Here is a 19,648-nt window from a genome sequence, read left to right on the forward strand (position 1 = left end):
GGAACCTTGTGACTTATTATTGATTTCAAGGAGTGATATAATGAGATTTATGGGACGTACATACGCTGCTGCTACAGCTATTATGCTCGCTTACAGCGCTTTTTTCAGTGCTGCGGCAAGTGCTGCAAAAACAGATGACAAAAAAGTTACAGAAGTTACAAAGAAGGACGTTTCAGGATATTCAGCTGCTGAGATCTGTGCTGATATGGGCATAGGTATGTTGCTTGATGATACAAAGGATATCGCTTCACAGGTAGCAGCGGCAAAGAAAAAGGGCTATGGAACTGTAAAGATATCGGACGGGATGAGCGGTCATACCGAGGATACCGAGAATTGGCTCGCAGGGCTTAAAAAGAGTGTTGATGCGGCAGATGAAGAGGATATGTACATAGTGCTCTCCCTTGACAGTGAAGATCTTACTGCTGAGGAAAGCAGGAATATATGGAAGCAGACAGCTGATCTATTCAAGAAATATGACAGAAAACTTCTCTTTGAGGGTGATTTTTTCAGCAGGACAAAGATCGGTGATAAGACGGATGCTGCAGCGGCGATACGCAGTATCAGCAAGGACAGGGTGCTTGTGTGTTCAGCAGCTGAACCATGGTCGGCTGCTGGCTTCGGGGCTGATACCATAGCTGCGGTAAGTGTAAACGGTAAGAACAGCGAGAAGCTTTTGAAGACATTTGAACGGCTTGAGATAGCTTTCGTAAACAAGGGCATACCTGTACTTATCCGCGGTACTGCACCCTCCGTAGAAAAAACGGCTGCATTGTTTGCGCAAAATGCGAAGGCGCTTGGTATTGCGGCTGTTATGGCAGATAATACCAATGAGGATAAGATCATAAAGACTTATAAAGATTCAGCGGCTTCGGGAACTGTATTTGATACTGAGGAAGCTGAGGAGAACAGCAGGATAGCATACACTGGCGATATAGAGCTGAAAGCCGGTGCTGATGGAAAATACAGCAGAAAGATCGCAGTAAGTGACCTGCTCGGCGGCATAGAAAAGGATCGGGTAAAAGGGATAAGGTTCACGGGAAGTGACGGCTTTACCCTAGTGCTTGATAAAAAAGGCACTTCTGCAGAAAAGGAGTGCTATAAAAAAGTTATATGTGTTAATGATATAAAGGGCGATACGCTGGAGGTATCTTCATCAGCTTCAAGCGGAACAAGGCTGGTAGAGTATGAGGTACTTGTGGCTGACGGCCGACTTGAACCATATACCCGTTATCTGCAGTTTAGTGAAAAGAACAGTGACGGCAGGTGCTATGCGCGTGCCGTCATGATGGTGAAATATGAAGATGTAGCAGCTGCGGATTCGGTGAAGTTTACTTTTGACCTCGACGGCAAGACTGCAAGTGTGACATCCGCGAAGTACTATAAGGCTGTTTCACAGCAGGGGCAGATAATTGAGCCCGATGAGGGTCATGTCTTCGTGGCGGCAGTAATATCGGGTGTGCCTGTCGGTATTACAGATAAACTGAAGGTCACTGATATCGAACTTGTCGGTGCTGACTAAGGAGGACGGCTATGAGGAAATATATTGTTATGATAGCGGGAGCTATGCTGACAGCCACACTTTGCGGCTGCGGAAATGTCATAGCCAGGGATGATGATATCATGTCAGAACGGATATCCCAAAGGTATGAGAAGGAAACCGAAACAGTTACCTCAGCTATGGAGCAGGAAGCTACATCATCGGTAGTGGGTGATATACGTGAAGAAAAGACTGCCACTGAGGCGGCGGTCGTAACGACTAAGACGGAAACTGCCGAAGAGGAAACCAAGACAAAAAAGACCAGCAGAGTTACGGCTGATTCAAATGATGTGATCGCTTTCACATTATCTGAGGAAACCAAGGAAAATACATCATCTGCTGAGACCACAGTTACGGCTGTGCCTTCTGTGACAACTGTTTCGGAAAAACGGGGAACTTCATCGGTGTCATCAAAAAGACCTGCAAATAAGGTCGATAAAGTAACTTCAAGAACTACTACTTCTGCGACTTCAAAAAAGACTGTCACATCCAAGCCTGACGAATTCACGGATATATTTACAGATAAAAAGAGTACTGAGAAAAAAACAGGATCTGACGGAGGGTCAGATGGCGGTGAAAAACATACAACCAAGCAGACGGAGAGAGCGACTGAAAAAGTAACTTCCGTAACGGAGAAACAGACGGAGAAGCCTGTGAAGACAGTAACTTCTGCTCCTGAGAAACCTGATGAACCTGTTGCTACAACAAAGGATAAAAGTGAGAAAAAGTCTGAGGGCAAGCTGAAAAGTGAGAAACAAGCGCCTTATAATGACCTTGACTGGGGTAGTTTTATTGCCATGAAATAACAGTAAAGCCGGATGGCAGAGATGTCATCCGGCTTTTTGGCTGTATATGAAAATAATGTTAAATTTCTTCTTTGCTATTGCAAAAGTGAAAGGTAAGTGATATAATAAAGTTAGTCAAGGTAAACTAGGTTAGAAGATTATAACGATGCATAGCAGACAGTACCTGTGAATATATCTGTAATGGGACAGTCTGTTTTAAGGAAGGTAATAGAAATGACTCTCAAAGAATTGCAGATAGGAAAGAAAGCAGTGATAACCGAGGTCGGGGGAGAGGGTGCACTCAGGCAGCATTTCCTGGATATGGGTGTAATCCCCGGAGCTGAGGTAAAGGTCGTAAAGTACGCTCCGCTGGGTGACCCTATGGAGCTTCTGCTGCATGGATATTCACTGAGCCTGCGCCTTGCTGATGCTGCGCAGATAACAGTTAAGGAACTGTCAGAGGATGATGAGAAGGTTCAGGAAAAGCCAAGAAAGAAAAAACGTGAGCATCCCGGATTCGGTGAGGGCGGACGTTACCATGAGGCGCATCCGGAAAAGCCCGAACCTCTGCCTGATGATGTCAAGCTGACATTCGCACTGGTCGGCAATCAGAACAGCGGAAAGACCACCCTTTTCAACAGGCTGACAGGTTCCAATCAGCACGTGGGTAATTTCCCCGGGGTAACGGTAGACCGCAAGGACGGCCCTATCAAGGGACATGAGAATACTCTTGTCACCGACCTTCCGGGAATATATTCCATGTCGCCTTATACAGCTGAGGAGGTAGTAAGCAGGAGCTTTGTACTGGATGAAAAGCCCAGGGGCATTATCAACATCGTGGATGCTACCAATATCGAGCGCAATCTTTATCTTACAATGCAGCTGATAGAGATGGATGTGCCTATGGTGGTGGCGCTGAATATGATGGACGAGCTCACTGCAAACGGCGGCAGCGTGGATATAAACGAGATGGAAGCTATGCTGGGTGTAGCTGTCGTGCCGATATCAGCAGCTAAGAATTCGGGCGTTGATGAGCTTGTGGATCATGCAGAGCATATAGCACGCTTTCAGGAAAGACCCGTAAGGCAGGACTTGTGTGATGAAAACGACAGCGGCGGTGCAGTACACAGATGCATCCACGGCATATCCTGTCTGATAGAAGACCACGCGAAACGTGCTGGTCTGCCTGTCAGATTTGCGGCAAGCAAGGTGATAGAAGGCGATGAGCTGGTAATGAAGCAGCTTGGTCTTGAACAGAATGAGATAGATGCAGTCGAACATATCGTTATGCAGATGGAGAAGGAGAGGGGACTTGACCGAAGCGCTGCTATAGCAGATATGAGATTTGCTTTCATACATAAGGTCTGTCGCGAAACGGTAAAAAGACCCCATGAGAGCAAGGAGCACATACGCAGCAGAAAGATAGACAAGGTGCTGACAGGACGCTTTACGGCGATACCTTCCTTTGTTGCGATAATGGCACTTGTGTTCTGGCTGACCTTCGGCGTTATAGGCGCGGGACTGCAGGGATTGCTTGAAACGGGAATAGACAAGCTGATAGCTCTGGCAGACGGTGCTATGAAAAGGGCTGGTGTTAACGAAGTTATACACAGCCTGCTGGTCAAGGGCGTTTTTGCGGGAGTTGGCAGCGTGCTTAGCTTTCTTCCGATAATCGTGACGCTTTTCTTCTTCCTGTCACTTCTGGAGGACAGCGGATATATTGCAAGGGTGGCATTCTTTATGGACAAGGCACTTCGTAAGATCGGACTTTCCGGACGAAGCATCGTGCCGCTGCTTATAGGGTTCGGATGTACAGTACCTGCTGTTATGGCTACACGTACCCTGCCAAGTGAGCGTGACCGTAAGATGACGATACTACTTACGCCGTTTATGAGCTGTACAGCAAAATTGCCGATATTCGCATTCTTTGCATCGGCTTTCTTTCCTGAAAAAAGCGCATTTATATTGATAGGGCTTTATTTGCTGGGTATTATTTCCGGTATATTCGTTGCCTGCGTTTACAAGGCAACAGTATTCAGGGGCGAGGCTGTTCCTTTTGTTATGGAGCTACCGAATTATCGTCTGCCTGCTGCTAAGAATGTAGGTCAGCTTTTATGGGATAAAGCAAAGGATTTCCTGCAAAGGGCATTCTCGGTAATACTGATAGCATCGGTAGTTATATGGTTTTTGCAGAGCTTTGATTTCAGCCTGCACATGGTCAGCGATTCGGGCAAAAGCATACTTGCGGATGTGGCAGGAGTTTTAGCGCCTGTATTCGCACCTCTGGGTATTGGTGACTGGAGGATAGTGACCTCTCTTATAAGCGGATTTATGGCTAAGGAAAGCGTTGTATCAACGCTGGAGGTACTATTTGCCGGAGATGTGGGCAGTGCGTTGACTACTCTTGGAGCGGCTTGCCTGCTGGTGTTCTCGCTGCTGTATACCCCTTGTGTTGCAGCGATAGCAGCTGTAAAAAGAGAACTCGGAAAAAAATGGGCAGTGACCCTGGTGGTATGGCAGTGTGCAATTGCCTGGGTGATAGCGCTGGCTGTAAGGCTGATAGGCATGGCTTTCGGAGGTGTGTGATATGAATATTGCAGATATAGTACTTGTGGTACTGATCGCTGCTGCTCTGGCAGGTGCGGTCTATCACTGTATCAGGAGCCGCGGAAAGTGCAGCTGCTCGTGCTGCTGCGGAGATTGTTCACAGTGCCGTGGTAAAATTTAGTAAAAGATAGAGGATGAGTTCATGCTTGTCCCCTTTTTTGTACAATAACAAATGGTTAAGAAGACTTGGCGTTAACAGAAAGTCTAAAAATACGCATTTTTGATAACAATAGAGAAAGGTCATATATTTTAATTGTGAAGAATGGATATTGACGTTAATGGTGGTAAGTGTTAAAATGATAGGGTGGATAATGATGCACATTTATTGACAGATAATTACAGGAGAGAACAAAAATGGAGCTGAATCTAATTCGACTGCTGGAACGTACAGCAGACAGATCACCTGACAAAACAGCGTACTCTGACAGCGTGGAGAGCCTTAGCTTTTCACAGGTCAGGGAACAGGCGGAACGCATAGGCAGTGCTATTGCTAAGAAGGTGCCTGCAAGGTGTCCCGTGGCGGTCATGTCAGGCAGACGTGTGCATACCCCCGTGATATTTCTGGGGATAGTATGCGCAGGGTGCTTTTATGCACCTATGGACAGCACTCAGCCTAAAGCGAGGCTGGCGGATATACTCTCAGTGCTACAGCCGAAGCTGCTGATAGCAGATGAAGAGGGTATAGAGACTGCCCGTGAGCTTGGGTTTGAGGGCGAGATACTTAGCTATGAGGATCTGGCAGGGCAGGAGACCGACAGGGCTTTGCTCGATGAAAGGGCAAGGTATGCCTGCGCTGATGATCCGCTTTATGTGATATTCACCTCGGGTTCTACAGGTAAACCCAAGGGAGTTATCACTTCTATGATGTCGCTGATGTGTTATATAAGCGCATATATAGAAGTCATGAAGATAGACGAGAACGATGTGCTGGGCAATCAGTCGCCGCTGGACTACATCGCTGCGGTAAGGGATATATATGTCCCCATATTTACAGGCGCTTCCATGTTCATAATACCTAAGCAGTGCTTTATGATGCCTGCAGAATTATTCAGGGTGATGAACGAGAGGAAGATAACATCTGTCGGCTGGAGCGTTTCAGTGTTCACGATTGCTGTGAAGCTTAAAGCTTTTGACGGTGAAAAGCCAGGATATCTGAAAAAAGTATGTTTTTCAGGTTCGGTCATGCCCTGCAGTGCACTGAGGGTCTGGCAGGATAATCTGCCAGGATGCAGATTCGTAAATCAGTACGGACCTACCGAGTGTACAGCATCGTGTACCTATCATGAGGTGGAAGGTCTTGTTGAAGAGGGTGACACTCTCCCTATCGGCAGACCCTACAGGAATTACAGAGTATTCCTGCTTGACGATGACAACAAGCCTGTCAGCACAGGCGAACAGGGCGAGATATGCGTCAGCGGACCCATACTCGCGCTTGGCTATTACAACAACAAGGAACTTACAGACAAGTCGTTCATTCAGCATCCGCTGAACGGGGCTTACAATGAACTTATCTATAAAACAGGTGATTACGGAGTTTTTGATGAAAACGGTGTGCTCTGGTTCAAGGGGCGCAAGGACAGGCAGATAAAACACCTGGGTCACAGGGTTGAGCTTTCGGAGATAGAGAATGCCGCCCTCAGGCTGGAAAGCATAAGGGAATGCTGTGCTATGTACCTGAAGGAAAAGGAGCTCATATATCTTTTCTATACAGGTACTGCGACTGCGAAAGAAGCGGCTGTGCATTTCAGGGGAATACTCCCCGGATTCATGGTGCCGCGCAAGCTTGTACAGCTTGAAGAAATGCCGCATTTGGCTAATGGCAAGACCGATATGCGTACGCTTACGGAAATGATGAAATAAAATGAGAATGATGAAATAATAAGGTTATGATACAGGAGGAACAAACAATGAAAGAACAGCTTTTAGAATTACTTGAAGAAATAAGACCCGATGTGGATTTTGAAAATGAGAAGCAGCTCATCACTGATGGTGTGCTGGATTCATTCGATATAGTATCCATGGTAACAGCCATGAACGATGAGTTCGATATCGAGATAGAGGTTGGCAATCTTGTGCCGGATAATTTCAACAGCATCGAGGGCATGATGGCTCTCATTGAAAAGCTGCAGGACGAGGATTGATACTGCGGCATGGAGAAAGAGATATTAAAAAATGCGGCTCTGACCTTAGGCACGCCCTGCTATATATTTGATACGGATGTATTCGCAAAGCGTGCAGCGGCAGTAAAAAATGCCTTTGGTGACAGGGTCGGGCTTTGCTATTCCATAAAGGCGAACCCTTTTCTGCTGGCAGCACTGCCGGAGGAGTTTTCGTATATCGAAGTATGCTCTCCGGGAGAACTCAGTATATGCGAGAATGTGGGTGCGCCACTTGATAAGATAATATTTTCGGGTGTGAACAAGACCGGGGAAGATATCGCACGCGCATATGCTGACGGCGTTGCCATATTTACAGCCGAAAGCAGACTGCACGCAGAGCTTATTAACGAGTGTGCGGTAAAGAACGGCGGCAGGGTGAAGCTGATACTCAGACTTGCCCACGGAAGCCAGTTCGGTATGGATAAGTCCGATCTGTTGGACATTATCGACCGCAGGGAGCAGTTTGCAGGCGTTGAGATAATAGGTCTGCACTACTTTACAGGCACGCAGAAAACTAAGGTCAAGACCATAGAAAAGGAGCTCGCACTTCTGGATGAGCTTTGTGCAGAGCTTGAAAACGAGCATGGCTATAAGCCCTCACATATCGAGTACGGCACGGGGCTGGCGGTGGAGTATTATAAGGACTTTACCGAAAGCACCGATATTGCGTTGCTTGAAGAAGCATCTGCGGTTATCCGTCCATTTGCGGAAAAGTACCCACTTACTGTTGAGATGGGAAGATTCTTTGCGGCTGAATGTGGAAGCTATCTGACCAAAATAATGGACATAAAGACCACAAATGATTTAAAATACGTGATATGCGACGGCGGTATAAACCATGTGAATTACTACGGTCAGAACATGGCTATGAAAGTTCCGCCTATAGAAGTAATTGAAAAAACAGGGGAGGAGAAGGACTACTGCCTGTGCGGAAGTCTTTGTACCACCGCTGATATACTTGTGCGCAAGGCAACTCTCCCGACTCTTGAAAGAGGGGATATCATCGCATTTTCAAAGTGCGGTGCTTATTCCGTTGCGGAGGGCATAGCGGCATTCCTTTCGAGAGATATGCCCGCAGTAGCTCTTTTCAGCGAAAAAGACGGACTTGTTTCTCAGCGAGGTCATGTGGCAACACACCCTCTTAATACCCCATCGGAGGTAAGACCTTGAGCTACACTTCGATAAATTACCTGCTGTATGTGGCAGTCTGTCTGCTGCTGTACGGCATCATACCCAAGACCAAAAGATGGTGGGTACTTCTGGCGGCAAGCATGGGATTCTACGGGATAATATGCAGGGAACACCCGTCACTGGTACTGTTTATACTTATGACCGCCGCGACTACCTACGGCGGAGGACTCTGGCTGGAAAAATACATCGAGCAGAAAGATGCTTATGTAAAGTCACAGAAAGGCAAGTGGAGCAAGGAAGAAAAGAGCGCCTACAAGGACAAGGTGACAGCAGGCAAAAAGCGGATCTGCGCTTCGGTGCTGGTGCTGAACTTCGGTGTGCTGGCGTTCTTGAAATATTTCAACTTCTTTGCGGATACTATAAATTCCGTGACAGGGCGCGGAAGTGTCCCTAGGCTGGGACTGCTTCTTCCGATAGGTATATCATTCTATACTTTCCAGTCCATGGGATATATCATCGACATCTACCGCAAGAAATATAAGGCGGAACGGAATTATCTGAAATTTCTGCTGTTCGTGTCCTTCTTCCCGCAGATAGTGCAGGGCCCCATAGCTTTTTACAGTGACCTGGCACATCAGCTTTACGCAGGTGAGGATGTCAGATTTGAAAACATAAAGCAGGGCGTTCTGCTGATAACATGGGGCTTTTTCAAAAAGCTTGTTATCGCTGACCGACTTGTTACTGCAGTGATGACTGTACCCAATGACTGCGACAGTTATTCGGGAACAGCGGTACTGCTGACGGCGCTGATGTATGCTTTGCAGCTGTATGCCGATTTCTCGGGCGGTATAGATATCTCCCGCGGCGTGGCACAGCTTTTCGGCATAAATATGGCTGAAAACTTCAAAAGACCATATTTCTCAAAGGATATTTCGGAGTACTGGCACCGCTGGCACATCACTCTCGGCGCATGGCTTAGGGAGTATCTGTTCTATCCCGTGGCAATGTCAAAGCCTTTCCAGAAAATGGGCAAGGCGCTGAAAGCCAAGTTCGGCATGAAGATATCGAAGGTGCTGCCTGTCAGCATAGCTTCGCTGATAACCTTCCTTGTGGTGGGTATATGGCACGGCGCAAACTGGAAGTATGTTGCCTTCGGTGCATGGAACGGCGGTATCATAATGATATCCACACTTCTGGAGAGCAATTTTGAGAGCTGGAAGAAGAAGCTTCATATAGAGAATACAAACAAGCTGTTCATAGTATTCCAGCTTTTCAGGACATTCCTGATAGTTCTGGTGGGCTACTATTTTGATATAGCGCCTGATTTTTCAACAGCGATGCACATGATGTATATGTCGGTGACAGACCTGCATCCCTCTGAACTGTTCAGCAGGGAGTTCCTTGGTTCGCTGTCACTGTGCAGAGCCGATGTTGTCGCAGTGCTTGCTGCGATGGTAATAATGTTGATCGTATCGCTGAAGCAGGAGCATTCAGAGGTAACTCTGAGAGAAAGGATATGCAAAAGGAGCTTTGTATTCCAGTCGCTGGTATTCCTGCTGCTGCTGTATGCAGTGATAATTTTCGGCGTTTACGGACCGGGTTCAAACCCCGCGGATTTTTATTATATGCAGTTCTGATAAGGAGAGCAAATGAAAAGCAAAATGAAAAAACGTATGCTGAAGCTGACCGGCCTTGGCGTGGTGACAGTGCTTCTGTTTGTGCTTACATCCTATGTTTTGCAGTACACGGCTATCAGCTCGGAAACACATATACGCAATTTTTACCGCGAACCGAAAGATTCGCTGGATGTTGCTGTTATAGGATGCAGTGAGGCTTATGCTGATTTCTCACCGCCCATAGCCTATGATAAGTATGGCTTTACCAGCTACAATCTGGCTTTTGAGGGAGCACCGGGTCATTTCTACAGCTCGATGCTGGATACTTTCGTATCAAGGCAGAAGCCCCAGCTGGTGGTGTTCGAGGTAAACGGATTCTTATATAATGACGATCACTCTTACAAAGAGGGAGTAGTCCGCAAGTGGATAGATAATATGAAGAAGGACAAACTCTGGTACGATCTTGTAAAGCAGGAGATACCCGAGGATGAACGGATCAACTACTACTTAGGTATACTTAAATACCACGACAACTGGAAACACCCGTTTTTGCTGGCAGGCAGACAGTACCAGCTGTGGGAGAATTATAAGGATGACGTATCCCTTATGAAAAGCTTCGGTACAAGAACAACTACAGATTCCAAAAAGAAGAAAACTCCCAAAAGAGTCCACAAATTATGTGATTACGGTATAAAGAATCTGACAGCGACGATCGATCATTGCCACGAACTTGGGATCGAAAATGTGCTGTTCATACGTACACCTCATAAGGATAAGCTGACTCCCGAAGTTGATGAAGAACTCAGAAAGCTTATCACTGATGCAGGCTATGATTATGAGAATTTTGAAAACGATGAGAATATCGGCATAGACGAAAATACCGACTTCTATAACGGCGATCACCTGAATGTTTTCGGCAATGAGAAGAATACCATATACCTCGGAAAGTACATAGTAGATCACTATGATATCAAAACTTCTCACTCCGAAAAGGTAGATAAGAAGTGGCGTGAATGTGCTGAGTATACATATAAAACATTCGATGTTCTCAAAAAGAAAACTCTTGAGGATGAGGATGATCAGTATAACGAGTTCTCAAATCTCAGCGATCACACACTTAAACTGAAGAAGAAGTTCGCGAAGTATAAGAATAAACACACAGAAGGAGAATCCTCCGTAAAAGAGTGATATTGACAAGTACAGGCACAGATGGTATACTATAATCATTGATAATTCTGCCGATACGGCAAAAGGAGTAATTGATATGAATAAAAAAATAACGGTCATTAAGGGTGACGGTATAGGTCCCGAGATAGTTACCGAGGCAATAAAGGTACTTGATGCAGTGGCAGCTAAGTTCGGTCACAGCTTTGAATACACAGATATACTCATGGGCGGCTGTTCCATAGATGCCTGCGGCGTTCCGCTGACAGATGAGGCTGTTGCTACCGCTAAGGCTGCCGATGCTGTACTGCTGGGTGCTATAGGCGGTAATACTTCCACCTCTCCCTGGTATAAGCTTGCTCCCAACCTCCGCCCCGAGGCAGGTCTGCTGAAGATACGTAAGGAACTGGGACTTTTCGCTAACCTGCGTCCCGCTAACCTGTATGACGAGCTGAAATTTGCCTGCCCCCTGAGAAGCGATATCATCGAGGGCGGTTTCGATATGATGATAATGCGTGAGCTTACAGGCGGACTTTACTTCGGCGCAAGAAAGACCGAGGAAGTTGACGGCGTTGAGACTGCTGTTGATACCCTTTCCTACAACGAGAATGAGATAAGACGTATAGCTATAAAGGGCTTCGATATCGCTATGAAGCGCCGCAAGAAGGTAACAAGCGTTGATAAGGCAAACGTGCTGGATTCTTCAAGACTCTGGAGAAAGATAGTAAACGAAGTAGCTAAGGATTACCCTGAGGTAGAGCTGGAGCATATGCTGGTGGATAACTGCGCTATGCAGCTGGTACGTGATCCCAAGCAGTTCGATGTTATACTCACTGAGAATATGTTCGGTGATATCCTTTCGGATGAGGCTGCTATGGTCAGCGGTTCACTTGGTATGCTGGCTTCCGCTTCGCTGAACGATACAAAGTTCGGTCTGTACGAACCCAGCCACGGTTCTGCACCTGATATCGCAGGTCAGGATAAGGCTAATCCTCTGGCTACCATACTTTCAGCTTCCATGATGCTCAGATATTCTTTTGATATGGATAAGGAAGCTGACGCTATCGACAATGCAGTAAAGCAGGTGCTTGCTGAGGGCTACCGTACAGGCGATATCATGTCCGAGGGCATGAAGCAGGTCGGCTGTAAGGAAATGGGTACTCTGGTAGCAGAGAGAGTATAAATCAGATAATGATTCGGTGGGGGCTGTCAATTTATGGCAGCCCTGCTTTTATTGGGAGATAACATATGAGAAAATTGGGATTTTCGGGGGTAATAAAAGAGATAGTTTTACCCTTGGTGATTTCAGCGCTGATAACGTGGTATATGCTGTACAAAGCAGTGACGGACATTAAGCGGATAAAGTTCTTCAAGAGAAATGGTATTACGGCGCCCGCAAAGGTTATGGATTATAATATGCTGAAATGCGGCAGCGGACGTACGAGATACCATAAATATAATGTCACGGTGGAGTGCAAGCCGCCTGGCTCAGATAACGAGGAAATGTACTTTCTTTCCACCACGAGCGGCAGGGCGAGGCGGTATAAAAAGCTGAAAGAAACCGAGGTGGTGTTTATGAGCCGCGACGAAAGCATACCTATCCTTGTGGAAGAACTGCACCTTATCAGGCGAGAGATATTTGCCGCGCTCCTTGGCGGGGTGATCTGCGGGCTGTTCTGCGCACTGTTACTGATAGCTGTGGCAGATGATCTTTCGGGCGGTGTGATAAGGAATTTTCTGCACAAACTTTTTTTCTGAAAAAAATTTTGAAAAGCACTTGACAATTCAGAAAAAAGATGTTATAATATATGAGTTGTTATGAGAGATATCTCAAAGCAAATGAGCCATTAGCTCAGTTGGCAGAGCATTTGACTTTTAATCAAAGGGTCTGGAGTTCGAATCTCCAATGGCTCATTTATCGCCTTCGGTACACATCGGAGGCGGTATTTTATATGCGGGTGTGGTGAAATTGGCAGACACGTTAGATTTAGGTTCTAATGCCGAATGGTGTGCAGGTTCAAGTCCTGTCACCCGCACTTCATTGATAACCGTCAGGATACGTTCAGCGCGTATCTTGGCGGTTTTATTGTGTTTATGTATGTTGTGGGACATGGAATTTTTAGTTAAATGATAAAATAATAATTAAGAAAAAAGTTATAAAGCCCTTGTCTGTTTTACATTAAATATCTTGACTAATTGATTAATTTATGGTATACTTGCCAAGGAGTATGATATGAAAAACAAGGAGATTGGTTATAATACGCACGTATGTGAAGGCATACGAATTATGATCATGAGAGGAGTTTTTTTATGAAAAGAAGAGCTTTTGGCCGCTGTACTGCGGCAGGCGTTGCTGCTCTGATCGGTGTTGCTGCACTTGGGCAGTCGATGCTGACAGCCAGTGCGGCTTCGGGTGTCGTTATCAACGAAGTCTGCACCAAGAACACAACTGTACCCGCATCAGACGGTCAGTTCTATGACTTTGTAGAGCTGTACAATCCCACGGGAAGCGCTATATCCATAGCAGGCTATGGACTGTCTGACGATGCAGCTTCACCTATGCAGTATACACTGCCGCGAAATGCTTCCATACCCGCATACGGTTATTATACCATTTACTGTGGAGTTGACAGCAGCAGCGGTGTGCAGGGCGCGTCCTTCGGCCTTTCCAAGAACGGTGAGAAGATAATACTTTCAAATGCGAACGGGAATGCAGTTGAAACCGTTGAAGTACCAGCGCTCAGTGATAATACTTCCTATGGCAGAACACCCGACGGCAGCCAGAACTTTGGTATCTTTTCTTCGCTGACACCGGGTTATGCAAACCAGAATAACCAGAACGTTCAGGCAGATGTGAGTGAGCCGCAGTTCTCAAAAGAGAGCGGTTTCTACTCCAACAGTTTTGACCTGACGATATCTGCGCCCTCGGGCTGCACTGTATACTATACCCTTGACGGCAGTGACCCGACAACTGCATCAGAGCGTGCTAACGGCAGCATAAACATATATGACAGGTCATCGGAGCAGAATGTATATTCTGCAAGAACAGATGTTGCTGACGGATATACTCCGCCCAGCTCGCCTGTTGACAAGGCTACCATAGTACGTGCAATTGCTGTTGACCGTAACGGCAATGTGAGCGATATCGTAACAAAGACTTATTTTATAGGCTATACCCAGAACGACTGCGAGATGAATATGCGTGTCATATCCCTCGTCACCGACCCCGACAACCTTTTCGACTATGAAAAAGGCATATACGTAAAGGGCAAGATATACGATCAGTCTACGGGAAATATGATGCAGTCCTGGAGCCATCCCGCAAACTATACACAGGACGGCAAGGAATGGGAGCGTCCCGCAAATATCACAGTGTTTGAAAAGGGAAAAGCCACATACAACGCAAACGTAGGCATACGTATACACGGTGCGGCTACACGTGCCGATGTACAGAAGAGCTTCAACCTTTATGCAAGGAGCGAATACGGTACAAAGAAGCTGAAATATGATTTCTTCAACGGACAGCTGACCAACCACAAGGGTGAAGTTATAGATTCCTTTGAGAAGATAACACTGCGTAACGGCGGCAACGATTACAAGACCAAGCTTCGTGACCGTCTGAACCATGAGATGGTAAGCGACCGTCATTTCGGTTCACAGGCACAGACAGAATGTGTTGTGTTCCTGGACGGTGAATTCTGGGGTACATACAATATCACAGAAAAGATAGGCAAGGAATACATTTCCGACCACTACAAGGTCAAGGAAGACGATGTATGCATGATAAAGACCGATGAGCTCGCTGACGGCACTCAGCAGGGACTTTCGGATTATGAACAGCTGAAGCGCCTTGTATCTTCAAACAATTTCAAGGACAGCAGTGCATACGCCAGACTTGAAGAGCTGATGGATATGAGGAGCTTTGCCGAATATATGGCAACAGAGCTGATAGTAGGCAACTCCGACTTTGGCGATAACAACTATGCGCTGTGGAAGACCGAGACAGTTGACGCTGATAAGAAGTACGGCGACGGCAAGTGGCGTTTCATACTCTTTGATACCGAATACGGTCAGGGTCTTTACGGACAGAGCAACGCAAATACCAACGCTATACAGGCTCTGCGAAACAAGAACAAGTGGATAACACAGCTGTTCTTCGGACTGTGTGAGAATCAGGATTTCCGTGACCTTTTCCTGAGAGCTTATTTTGATCTGTGCAACGAGAACTTTGATACCGACAAGGTGCTCTCGCGCCTGAATGAGCTGGAAAATGCATACAAGGCTTCCATGAGCAAGAGCTACGCACGTTTCAACTGGTCAAGCGGCACAGGCGGCTGGGGCGGCGGAATTTGGGGCGGCGGCTGGCAGTTCCCCGGACAGGGCGGACAGCCCGGTCAGCAGAACCCCGGAGATGGTCAGCAGGCAAACGGCAACGACAAGTTCTCGACGGAGGTTTCTTCTATTCGCAGTTTCTGGTCGAACCGTATATCTGCCTGCGAACAGCAGGTGATGCAGTACTTCGGCATAAGCGGCACAGTAAACGTCACCGTGAAGAACAACTCTTCACAGGGACACGTAAACTTCAATACCCTGAAGGTTTATGACAGCAGCTGGAGCGGTGTATATCCCGCAGACTGCAAGCTGACCCTTGAAGCTAAGCCCGAGGACGGATATCATCTTGAAAAGTGGGTAGTCAGCGGTGCGCAGTTCGTTTCGGGCAGTGCGACATCTGAGGAAGCAGTTATCAAGCCCACAGGTCAGAACGTGACAGTTCAGGCTGTGTATGCGGCAGGCAGCGGTTCATCACAGCCCTCAGCAAAGGACTATCCTACGAACATCAAGGTGAATTACAATACCCAGTATCATCAGATACAGTTCGTATGGGACAAGGTACAGGGTGCTGACAAGTACGGCATAGCTGTATACCTGGCAGGAAAGTGGAGAGTGCAGACTTCAAGCATAACCACAAACAGCTTTGTTACACCCAAGAACCTCACCCCGGGCATGAGCTACAAGGTAGCAGTTGCGGCAAGAGTTAACGGTCAGTGGAACACCACAGACCCCATCAAGAATGCTGTTACAGTTACTGTAAAGTGATAGGTACGACATTCGGGTGATGTAAGAACATTATTTAGGGCTATCCCCATGGCACACCGGCAGATACGATGATACGGTGTGCCGACGGGATAACATAATTATTATCTTATTAAGGAGTTGTCTTTTTGACGAATATCAAAACGGAGATAGCAGCGTAAACGGGAGGTTTGCGAATACTATCTGCACAAGCCTCCCGTAGTGTGGCAAACATTTACAGGAGGTAAAAACAATGAAGATCAAAGACTATATCATAAGACAGGAAACAGAAAAGGACTACCGTGAGGTGGAAGAAATGGCTCGTGAAGCTTTCTGGAATTTAAGCGTACCGGGATGCAGCGAGCATTATTTCATACACCTGTTAAGACAGCACAAGGCTTTTCTGCCGCAGCTTGATTATGTACTGGAAAGCGATGGCAGGATACTGGGCTGTGTGATGTATTCCGAATCTGATATCACAGATGAACAGGGCTGTAAACGGACTGTACTCACCATGGGTCCCCTTTGCGTGAGGAAAGGATATCAGCGTCAGGGGCTGGGCAAGGCTTTGCTTGAACACACTTTCAGGCTGGCAGAAGAGATGGGCTACGATACTGTCATAAACTTCGGAAACCCCGATAACTATGTTGCAAGAGGATATAAAAGCTGTAGAAAGTACAATGTGTGCTTTGAAGGAGATATCTACCCTGCGGCACTGCTGGTGAAGCCGCTGAAAGACGGCGTATTCGATGGCAGAAAGTGGTATTATCACCAGAACGATGCTGATGCGCCTTGTGAAGATGAAGCTGCGGTGGAAGAGTATGACAAGCTTTTCACGCCGATGAAAAAGGCATGGCAGCCAAGTCAGGAAGAGTTCTATATCCACAGTCATTCGGTGATAGCCCGTGAGTGACATCGGTACTTAATGACTTCAATTATTATGGCCTAAAACAAAAAATGGCTGCGCAGAAAACTCTGTGCAGCCATTTTGATATTATGCTATGATAGTTATCTCAGGTATCAATCAAGTTTCCAGCTGTCAACTGAAGCATTGTTGTTGAATACGAAATAGAGATCGTTCTTGCCGCTCAGACCCTGAACAGGAACTGTGATCTCCTGCATTGACGAACCTGCGGGTATCTCAACATAGGATACGACTGTTCCGTTTGCACTGCCTGTGCAAACCTTAACGATACAGCCTGTGTTGGAAGAAGCCTTGAATGTCATGGTTTCTGCGCCGCTTCCGCAATCAACTCCGGATACACGGTACCAGCTGCCCTTCTTAGCCTGTACGGTAGAATAATCGCCGCTGCCGCTTATGGTTATGCCGCCCTGATGCGAGAATGTAGCTGCACGCTGGGTACGGAAGGGATCAAACGATTTGATCTGGCTGACACCCTTCTTGGTGCCTGTGATAGCCTGGATAGTACCATTGGAATTGATCGTTACCTTATCAATATGAGTGCTGCGGTAGCCGCCCTTCAGACCCATGTTGTCCTGTAAGTACTGTGCATGGTAGAACAGATACCACTGATTGTTGAACTTGAATATGGTGTGGTGGTTGTTGCCGCCTGTGCCGAAGAATGTGCCTATACCCTTGAATGCCTCACCAACGTATGTGAAGGGTCCGAGAGGATAGTCGCTGACCATGTACTGGATAGCACCGCCTGACAGTCCATACTGGTTTCCGCCGGTGCTGAAATTCGAGCAGTAGCTGTAATAGTACTTGCCGTTGAACTTGTGTATGCCGCTGTCCTCAAAGAGATAAGGCGGGTCAATAGTCTGGGGAGTACCTACGATAGAGGTCATATCACTGCCGAGTTTTACACATCTTGCAGTCTTGGGGTGAGCATTCTGTCCGCTGGGAACACCGCCGCCGAAATACAGATATCCTGTGCCGTCGTCATCTACGAGTACTGCAGGGTCGAACAGCCATTCAACGTTGCCGCAGTTCGGGGTCGAACGAGAGATAAGTGCCTTGCCGATAGGATCTTTCCAGGGACCTGTGGGGCTGTCGGCTTCAAGAACTGCTATGCCGTTACCGCCGTTTGCGAAGTACAGGAAGAATTTCTCTTTGCCGTTGATCTTCTTGTGGCAGGCAGTAGGTGCCCAGGAGTTTCCGCCCCACCTGCACAGACCGTTAGATCCGGCTGCATTTATCAGACCGTGGTCTGTCCAGTTAACAAGGTCGTCGGAGGATATGCAGCGGATGCAGTTGATAGTACCGTATTCGATATCCTTGAGCTGACCGTTGCTGTAAAGCAGATGGTCGTCTGTCATAAATACATATACTCTGCCGTTATACTCCATTACACCGGGGTCTGCACCGAAGTACTGAGATATCAGGGGGTTGTTCTCGTTGGACTTCTTATAGCCGGTAGCGAGGCTGACATTGCCGAATTTGCCTGCCATTTCGTTGAAATCTATCTTATTTATCTTGGGGAAGCTGTTTATTTTCTTGAGGATAAAATCCTGTAAGTAATTGATATCATCATTATCGACAGTACCGCTCTTGTCGATATCTGCAGCCTTCTGAGACTGCTTGTTCGGGAATCCCGAATACATACCGCGCTTAGCAAGTATCAGGTCTGCCAGGTTGATCCTGCCGTCCTGATTCACATCGCCGCGGATATCGCCTGGGGTCTTGGGTGCGGTGTAGCCCTGTGAAGCCCCTGAGCTGTCGATCGTTACACCGTCAGCGGCAACTATGGCTTCATCGATGTAGAAATTGCCGTAAACGTCGGTAGTTTCAACATAAAGGTAAACATCGCTGGCATCCGATGGTATCTGGAAGCTGGGGTTTGAAAGCTGGAGATACTGTCCGCGGGAGGTGGAGCCTTCTGCAAGGTGCAGGTACTTTACTGTGCCCGTAGAATCGGTGTACTGCATGGAAAGCAGGAAATTCTGGGTGCTCTCGCCTTCCTCATAGTCAACGAATACATTGAAGCTGTAGCTTTTTCCGGGAATGAATGTAGAAGTATCAAGCGCCATCTGAGCGCCCTGCCATGCACTGGTACGGTCCTTGATAAGGAGCGCGTTGGTACCCTTGAAAGGATGTCTGCCGCTGAGAAGTATCTCACCTGAACCCCTTATCTCCCAGTTGCCGCTGCTGTCCTCAAAAGTATCATGGTAATAGAACCCGTTTGAATCGGGTGACATTGCCGCTGACACAGGTAACGCAGAAGTTGTCGAAAGCAATACTGCGCTGCTCAGAGTTGCTGTACAAAGTCGGGTAATCGTTTTCTTCAGTTTCATAAAAAAATCTCCTCCTTATATAAAATAACATAAAATAATTTAACAAATCCTACATTATATGGGCATTATAGCACACGAATATGCCCATATCTATGAAATTTCATGTACTAAATGTTAATAATTAAATAATTTTATTGATTAATAAACTTTTATAAGATAATAATTTTATATGCCTTTTTCTGATTATTGCATAAGCTAAAAAGTTTATATAAATTAATAATACAAATGTGAAATTTGTTATAGCCATGCATGTTAAGACCTTTTATGTACTACTGCAGATCGTGATGTCCACAGAAAAAAAGAAAAGCTGCACGGACAAAA

General features: G+C 46.7%; 14 protein-coding genes and 2 tRNA genes. 15 read left to right on the forward strand and 1 reads right to left on the reverse strand.

Annotation, left to right across the window (positions count from 1 at the left end; all coding sequences use genetic code 11):
• Positions 1-40: 40 nt before the first annotated feature.
• The 15 genes from RUMAL_RS05235 to RUMAL_RS05300 all read left to right on the forward strand — a co-directional run bounded on the left by RUMAL_RS05235 (position 41) and on the right by RUMAL_RS05300 (position 16,985).
• On the forward strand, positions 41-1,519 hold the full coding sequence (locus RUMAL_RS05235; protein ID WP_013497737.1) for a glycoside hydrolase family protein: 1,479 nt from the start codon (positions 41-43) through the stop codon (positions 1,517-1,519).
• A gap of 11 nt (positions 1,520-1,530) precedes the next feature.
• Positions 1,531-2,343, forward strand: a complete 813-nt coding sequence (locus tag RUMAL_RS05240) for a hypothetical protein (RefSeq protein ID WP_013497738.1) — start codon at positions 1,531-1,533, stop codon at positions 2,341-2,343.
• 213 nt (positions 2,344-2,556) lie between these two features.
• Entirely contained in the window at positions 2,557-4,908 is a 2,352-nt protein-coding gene (gene feoB / locus RUMAL_RS05245; protein ID WP_013497739.1) for a ferrous iron transport protein B, read from the forward strand.
• A 1-nt stretch (position 4,909) separates the two neighbouring features.
• Positions 4,910-5,050, forward strand: a complete 141-nt coding sequence (locus RUMAL_RS22125; RefSeq protein WP_013497740.1) for a hypothetical protein — start codon at positions 4,910-4,912, stop codon at positions 5,048-5,050.
• Positions 5,051-5,283: 233 nt separating this feature from the next.
• Positions 5,284-6,789: an amino acid adenylation domain-containing protein gene (locus tag RUMAL_RS05250; RefSeq protein ID WP_013497741.1), complete on the forward strand. Its 1,506-nt coding sequence runs from the start codon at positions 5,284-5,286 to the stop codon at positions 6,787-6,789.
• A gap of 47 nt (positions 6,790-6,836) precedes the next feature.
• Entirely contained in the window at positions 6,837-7,070 is a 234-nt protein-coding gene (locus RUMAL_RS05255; RefSeq protein ID WP_013497742.1) for an acyl carrier protein, read from the forward strand.
• 9 nt (positions 7,071-7,079) lie between these two features.
• Entirely contained in the window at positions 7,080-8,258 is a 1,179-nt protein-coding gene (locus RUMAL_RS05260) for a type III PLP-dependent enzyme domain-containing protein (protein WP_013497743.1), read from the forward strand.
• Entirely contained in the window at positions 8,255-9,856 is a 1,602-nt protein-coding gene (locus tag RUMAL_RS05265; protein ID WP_013497744.1) for an MBOAT family O-acyltransferase, read from the forward strand. The genes RUMAL_RS05260 and RUMAL_RS05265 overlap by 4 nt, the downstream gene beginning before the upstream one ends.
• Before the next feature lie 12 nt (positions 9,857-9,868).
• Positions 9,869-11,023, forward strand: coding sequence for a hypothetical protein (locus RUMAL_RS05270; RefSeq protein WP_013497745.1), 1,155 nt, complete (start codon positions 9,869-9,871; stop codon positions 11,021-11,023).
• 76 nt (positions 11,024-11,099) lie between these two features.
• Positions 11,100-12,182 carry a 3-isopropylmalate dehydrogenase gene (gene leuB / locus RUMAL_RS05275; RefSeq protein WP_013497746.1) on the forward strand — a complete coding sequence of 361 codons (1,083 nt, stop codon included), beginning with the start codon at positions 11,100-11,102 and terminating at the stop codon, positions 12,180-12,182.
• Between the two features lie 65 nt (positions 12,183-12,247).
• On the forward strand, positions 12,248-12,757 hold the full coding sequence (locus RUMAL_RS05280; RefSeq protein WP_013497747.1) for a hypothetical protein: 510 nt from the start codon (positions 12,248-12,250) through the stop codon (positions 12,755-12,757).
• 83 nt (positions 12,758-12,840) lie between these two features.
• A tRNA-Lys gene (locus tag RUMAL_RS05285) sits at positions 12,841-12,913 on the forward strand.
• 40 nt (positions 12,914-12,953) lie between these two features.
• Positions 12,954-13,035, forward strand: a tRNA-Leu gene (locus RUMAL_RS05290).
• Positions 13,036-13,309: 274 nt separating this feature from the next.
• Positions 13,310-16,096, forward strand: coding sequence for a CotH kinase family protein (locus tag RUMAL_RS05295; protein WP_013497748.1), 2,787 nt, complete (start codon positions 13,310-13,312; stop codon positions 16,094-16,096).
• Positions 16,097-16,325: 229 nt separating this feature from the next.
• The gene (locus RUMAL_RS05300) at positions 16,326-16,985 is read left to right on the forward strand and encodes a GNAT family N-acetyltransferase (RefSeq protein WP_013497749.1); all 660 of its coding nucleotides are present in this window, start codon (positions 16,326-16,328) and stop codon (positions 16,983-16,985) included.
• Positions 16,986-17,092: 107 nt separating this feature from the next.
• On the opposite strand, the gene RUMAL_RS05305 is transcribed toward RUMAL_RS05300, so the two are convergent.
• The gene (locus RUMAL_RS05305; RefSeq protein WP_013497750.1) at positions 17,093-19,327 is read right to left on the reverse strand and encodes a family 43 glycosylhydrolase; all 2,235 of its coding nucleotides are present in this window, start codon (positions 19,325-19,327) and stop codon (positions 17,093-17,095) included.
• Between the last annotated feature and the right edge of the window lie 321 nt (positions 19,328-19,648).

Origin of the sequence: Ruminococcus albus 7 = DSM 20455 (genome assembly GCF_000179635.2) — a bacterium.
Lineage (GTDB): Bacteria > Bacillota > Clostridia > Oscillospirales > Ruminococcaceae > Hominimerdicola > Hominimerdicola alba.